This window comes from Comamonas sp. B-9 (genome assembly GCF_000410635.1).
In the GTDB taxonomy this organism is placed as follows: domain Bacteria; phylum Pseudomonadota; class Gammaproteobacteria; order Burkholderiales; family Burkholderiaceae_C; genus Comamonas.
This window is the reverse complement of sequence record NZ_KE148565.1, coordinates 33,355-37,971: the sequence shown is the minus strand read 5'-3', so window position 1 is coordinate 37,971 and position 4,617 is coordinate 33,355. Positions and strand designations below refer to the sequence as shown.

The following is a 4,617-nucleotide window of genomic DNA, read 5'->3' as shown; positions in this document are numbered from 1 at the left end:
GCTGGAGGCCGTACACGCCCCGCATTACCTGGACTACCTGCAAACCGCCTGGCCGCGCTGGCAGGAGATGCTGGCGAGCGGCGCCAATGCCGGCCCCGAGGTGATGGCCAACCTCTCGCCCTACGCGGGCGTGCCCGCCGGCCAGCGCCGCCCGCCCTGCCCATCGCCCGCACTGATACCGCAAACCGGCTACTACCTGGGTGATCTGTCCTGCCCGCTCGGGCCGGATAGCTGGCAGTCCATCCTGCGCTCGGCCCACAGCGCCGTGGCTGCCGCCGATGCGGTGATTGCCGGCGAGCGCATGGCCTATGCGCTGTGCCGCCCCTCGGGCCACCACGCGCACTGGGACCGTGCCAGCGGCTTTTGCTATGTCAACAACAACGCCTGCGCTGCTGCACGCCTGGCCGCGCACTTTGGGCGGGTCGCCGTGCTCGATGTCGATGCCCACCATGGCGATGGCACGCAAAGCATCTTCTACGCCCGGGACGATGTGCTGACGGTCTCTACCCATGCGGAGACCAGCAGCTACTTTCCGTTCTACACCGGCTATGCCGATGAGCGCGGCGCCGGAGCGGGCGAAGGCTACAACCTGAACCTGCCGCTGGCCCATGGCAGCGGCAATGCGGAGTTTTTGGCCGCAGTGGACACCGGCTTAGAGGCTGTGCGTGCCTTTGGCCCGCAGGCCGTGGTGCTGGCACTGGGCTTTGACACCTTCAAGGACGACCCGATCAGCGTGCTCAAGGTCGACTTTGACGCCTACCGCGCCGTGGGCCAAAAGCTGCGTGCGCTCGAGCTGCCCCTGGTGGTGGTGCAGGAAGGCGGCTACCTGGTCGAAGCGATTGGCCCGGGCCTGCAGGCCTTTTTGGAGGGCCTCCATGGCTGAGCAGGCCGTGCAGCCCAGCAACCGGGCAGCAGCACTGCGCGAGGCCGATGCCGCGCGCCGGCTGCGCCAGGGGCTGGGCCTGTTCCTGGCAGCGCTGCTGTGCTTTGCCTGCTACGACGCCTTTGCCAAGCACATGCTGGCCCAGTTTCCGGCCACGGTGATGAACCTCTCGCGCTACACGGCCATTGGCGTGCTGGCGCTGTGGGTCATGCACCGGCATGGCGACTGGTCTGCGCTGCGCTGGGGGCGCCTGCGCAGCGGCAAATTGCTGCTGCTGCGCAGCCTGATGCTGGCCATTGTGGCCACCTGCTTTATGACGGCGCTGGCGACTATGCCGCTGGCCGAGGCCACCGCCATCTACTTCACCGCACCGCTCATCATGGTGGCGCTCTCGCCCTGGCTGCTGGGCGAGCGCGTCGGCCGCGTGCAATGGGTGGCGGTGCTGCTGGGCTTTTCCGGCATGCTGCTCATCGTGCGACCGGGCAATGCCTTGCCACTGGCCGGCACGGTGCTGATGGCGATCTCGGCCGTCTGCTATGCACTGTTCCAGGTACTCACCCGCAAGCTCTCGGGACTGGTGCCCACAGCGGTGCAGTTTGCCTATATGGCGCTGTTTTGCCTGGTCATCACCAACCTGCCTGCCCTCTTCCACCCGATCACCGAATGGCCCGATGCGCCGCATATGGCCTTGCTGCTGGCGGGCGGTTTTGTCAGCGGTGGCGCGCAGCTGCTGCTGCTGCAGGCCTTCCAGCGCGCCTCGGCCTCGACCCTGGCGCCAATGAATTATGTACAACTGTTGCTGGCGGTGTTGATCAGCACCTTCTGGTTCCAACGGCCGCCAGACAGCCTGGCCCTTTATGGCATGCTGATGATCAGCGCTGCCGGTGTGTACCTTGCATGGCCCCGGCGGCACAAGTACACCGCTCACCAGGCATCCCGACATGACATCTGAGACCCTTACAAAGACCATCGCCCTGCAGGGCGAGGAGACAGACAACCCCGGCTTTTCGTCGATCCGGGTGCCCGATCTGGTGGAGCTGGTGGAGCGCCAGCTGCTGCAGGCCATTTTTGAGGGCCGGCTGCCACCGGGCTCGCGCATCGTCGAGGCCGAGCTGTCGCGCCAGATGGGCGTGAGCCGCGCCCCGCTGCGCGAAGCGGCGCGCCGGCTGGAGAGCCAGGGAGTCATCGTCTCGACGCCGCGCAAGGGTTTTACCGTGCGCACCTTCAGCCCCAAGGAGATCCAGGACCTCTTCCAGGTGCGCCTGGGCCTGGAAGTGATGGCCGCACGCCTGGCCTGCGAGGTGGCGACCGATGCGCAGCTTGCATCCCTCAAAGCCTATGCCGATGACATGCTGGAGCGCGCGCCGACCTTGAGCAATATCGAGCGCGTGACGATGGACCTGGGCATGCACACCGCCATCTCGCGCTTGTCCGGCAATGAATACCTGCAGCGCATCTTTTCCAATATGCAGGCCGAGATCCGCATTTGCCAGGGCTTTATCGAGCGCCAGTACCGCGACCCGGTGTTTATTGCGCAGTCGCACTTCCCGGTCGTCGATGCCATCTTGCAGCGCGATGCCGATGCCGCAGAAAAAGCGCTGCGCGTGCACCTGGTGGACGCCCAGAACAAGGCCCATGCCCAGGTGCTGCACGACGACCAGGCGCCGGACGCCAACAGCGGCGCCGCAGCTACACCCGCAACGATATCCGCACCGGTATCCGCCACCAAGGCCAAGCCCAAGGCCGGCGCCACCGCATCTCCCGCTTCTTCCTCCAGACGAAAACCGCCAAGACCATGAAATTCATCTACAGCCACGAGCACCGCAGTCACGACCCGCAGCAATTCATGGTGCGCGGCCAACTCAAGCGCAGCAACGAGCAACCCGAACGCGCCGAGATCCTGCTGCGCTCCGCCCAGAAGGCCGGCCACCAGCCGATGCTGGTCGAAGACTTTGGCCCCGGCCCGCGCGCAGCCGTCCACACCCCCGAGTACCTGCACTTTCTGCAAACCGCCTGGCAACGCTGGCAGGCGCTGCCCGATGCCTCGCTCGAAGTGCTGCCCAATGTCTTTCCCTTCCCCGGCCAGCCCTTTACTTACCCCGACCACCTGGTCGGCCAGGCCGGCTACCACATGGGTGACTGCGCCTGCAGCATTGGCGAGCACACCTGGCACGCGGCCATCAACTCCGCCCACTGCGCCACCCATGCCGCCGAGCTGGTGCTGCAAGGCGAAAAAGCCGCCTACGCGCTGTGCCGTCCACCCGGCCACCACGCCTATGTGGACCGCGCCAATGGCTTTTGCTACCTGAACAACGCCGCCATCGCCGCCCAGCACCTGCGCAGCAAGCATGCCCGCGTCGCAGTGCTCGACATCGACGTACACCACGGCAACGGCACCCAGGGCATCTTTTGGCGCCGCAACGATGTGCTGACCGTATCGATCCATGCCGATCCGCACTTCTGCACCCCCTTCTTCACCGGCCATGCGCATGAGCGCGGCGAAGGCGAAGGCCTGGGCTACAACCTGAACCTGCCCCAGCCCAAGGGCACCACCACCGACCAGTACCTGCGCGCCCTGGAAACTGCCCTCACCACCATTCGCCACTACGCCCCCGGCGCCCTGGTGCTGGCCCTGGGCCTGGACGCCCACGAGCACGACCCCTACCAGGCCCTGGCCATCGACACCCCCGGCTTCGCCCGCATCACCGAGAAAATCGCGCAGTTGGGGCTGCCGACGGTGATCGTGCAGGAAGGCGGGTATCTGAGTGAGGATTTGGGCTTGAACCTGGAGAGTGCGTTGCGGGGGTTTGAGGTGGGGGCGCAGTAGGTTCGGCGCTCATGAAGAGATATGGCCTAATTGCGCTCTTTTGGCATCCAGCTGCCGCTGCCATGCAGTTGTCAGTGTTGAAGCATAAGAGCGAAGTCAAGCCAAATCAACTGGCTCAGGCTAGCCTGGGAACGCGGAGGTCGTGGTTTCTTCCAAAGCCGGCTGACACACTGGTACCGCGAGGGAGACCTGGTGGCCAACGCATGCACGGTGGGCAAAGATGGCCATCGGCCACTGCGGGAGGAAGTCGAGGATGCTATCGCGGACGTGGTACCCAAAGCTCTTCGGTTCAGGCGATACCACCCCTTTAGCTCGGCAAATCAACCCGCGCCGCAGCAATCGCCTCACGCAATCTCGCCAGGGCATCATCCAGACCTTCATCGCTCAAAGCGCTATCCCCCATGAGAATACCTGGCGGCATCCGGCTGCCGCGGCAATGGTCGGCGACGATATCGATGCGCAGGCCGCGAGCAGTTGCCTGCTGCGAGAGCGCAGTCAGCGGAAGGCATTCCGGCAACCACCATACAAAGTGGAAACCTCCGTGCTCACCGCTGGTGTGCAGCGGGAGGGGCGCGACGGCCTCGCGCAGTAACGCCAATACCCGGTCTCTGCGGCTGGCATAGACGATGCGCGACCGCCGTACATGCCTTGCAAAGCCACCGTCCTCGATAAAGCTGGCCAACGCCCGTTGCTCAATCACACCCACGGAAGGCCCCATCGCCCGGCAAGCCAGCGCGAAGGCCGGCAGCAGCGCACGAGGGACGACCATGTAGCCAATTCTCAGCTCCGAGAACATGGTCTTGTTGAAGCTGCCGCAGTGGATCACGCGGTCGTGCTGGTCCAGGTTCTTGAGGGCGGGAAGGGGTGCACTGCGGTAGTTGAATTCGCTGTCGTAATCGTCCTCCAG

4 protein-coding genes and 1 pseudogene are annotated in these 4,617 nt (G+C 65.1%); 4 read left to right on the top strand and 1 reads right to left on the bottom strand.

Annotated elements, in window-relative coordinates:
- The 4 genes from H928_RS0111830 to H928_RS0111815 form a co-directional block, all read left to right on the top strand.
- On the top strand, positions 1–883 hold an 883-nt coding region (locus H928_RS0111830; protein WP_027010861.1), incomplete at its 5' end, for a histone deacetylase family protein.
- Positions 876–1,835 carry a DMT family transporter gene (locus H928_RS27385; protein WP_021026700.1) on the top strand — a complete coding sequence of 320 codons (960 nt, stop codon included), beginning with the start codon at positions 876–878 and terminating at the stop codon, positions 1,833–1,835. The genes H928_RS0111830 and H928_RS27385, both read left to right, overlap by 8 nt.
- Positions 1,825–2,682: a GntR family transcriptional regulator gene (locus H928_RS27380; RefSeq protein WP_021026699.1), complete on the top strand. Its 858-nt coding sequence runs from the start codon at positions 1,825–1,827 to the stop codon at positions 2,680–2,682. The genes H928_RS27385 and H928_RS27380 overlap by 11 nt, the downstream gene beginning before the upstream one ends.
- Positions 2,679–3,710, top strand: coding sequence for a histone deacetylase family protein (locus H928_RS0111815; RefSeq protein WP_021026698.1), 1,032 nt, complete (start codon positions 2,679–2,681; stop codon positions 3,708–3,710). Before H928_RS27380 ends, H928_RS0111815 begins: the two co-directional genes overlap by 4 nt.
- A gap of 307 nt (positions 3,711–4,017) precedes the next feature.
- On the opposite strand, the pseudogene H928_RS33260 reads toward H928_RS0111815, so the two are convergent.
- A pseudogene (locus H928_RS33260) lies at positions 4,018–4,617 on the bottom strand (PLP-dependent aminotransferase family protein); the annotation flags it as partial.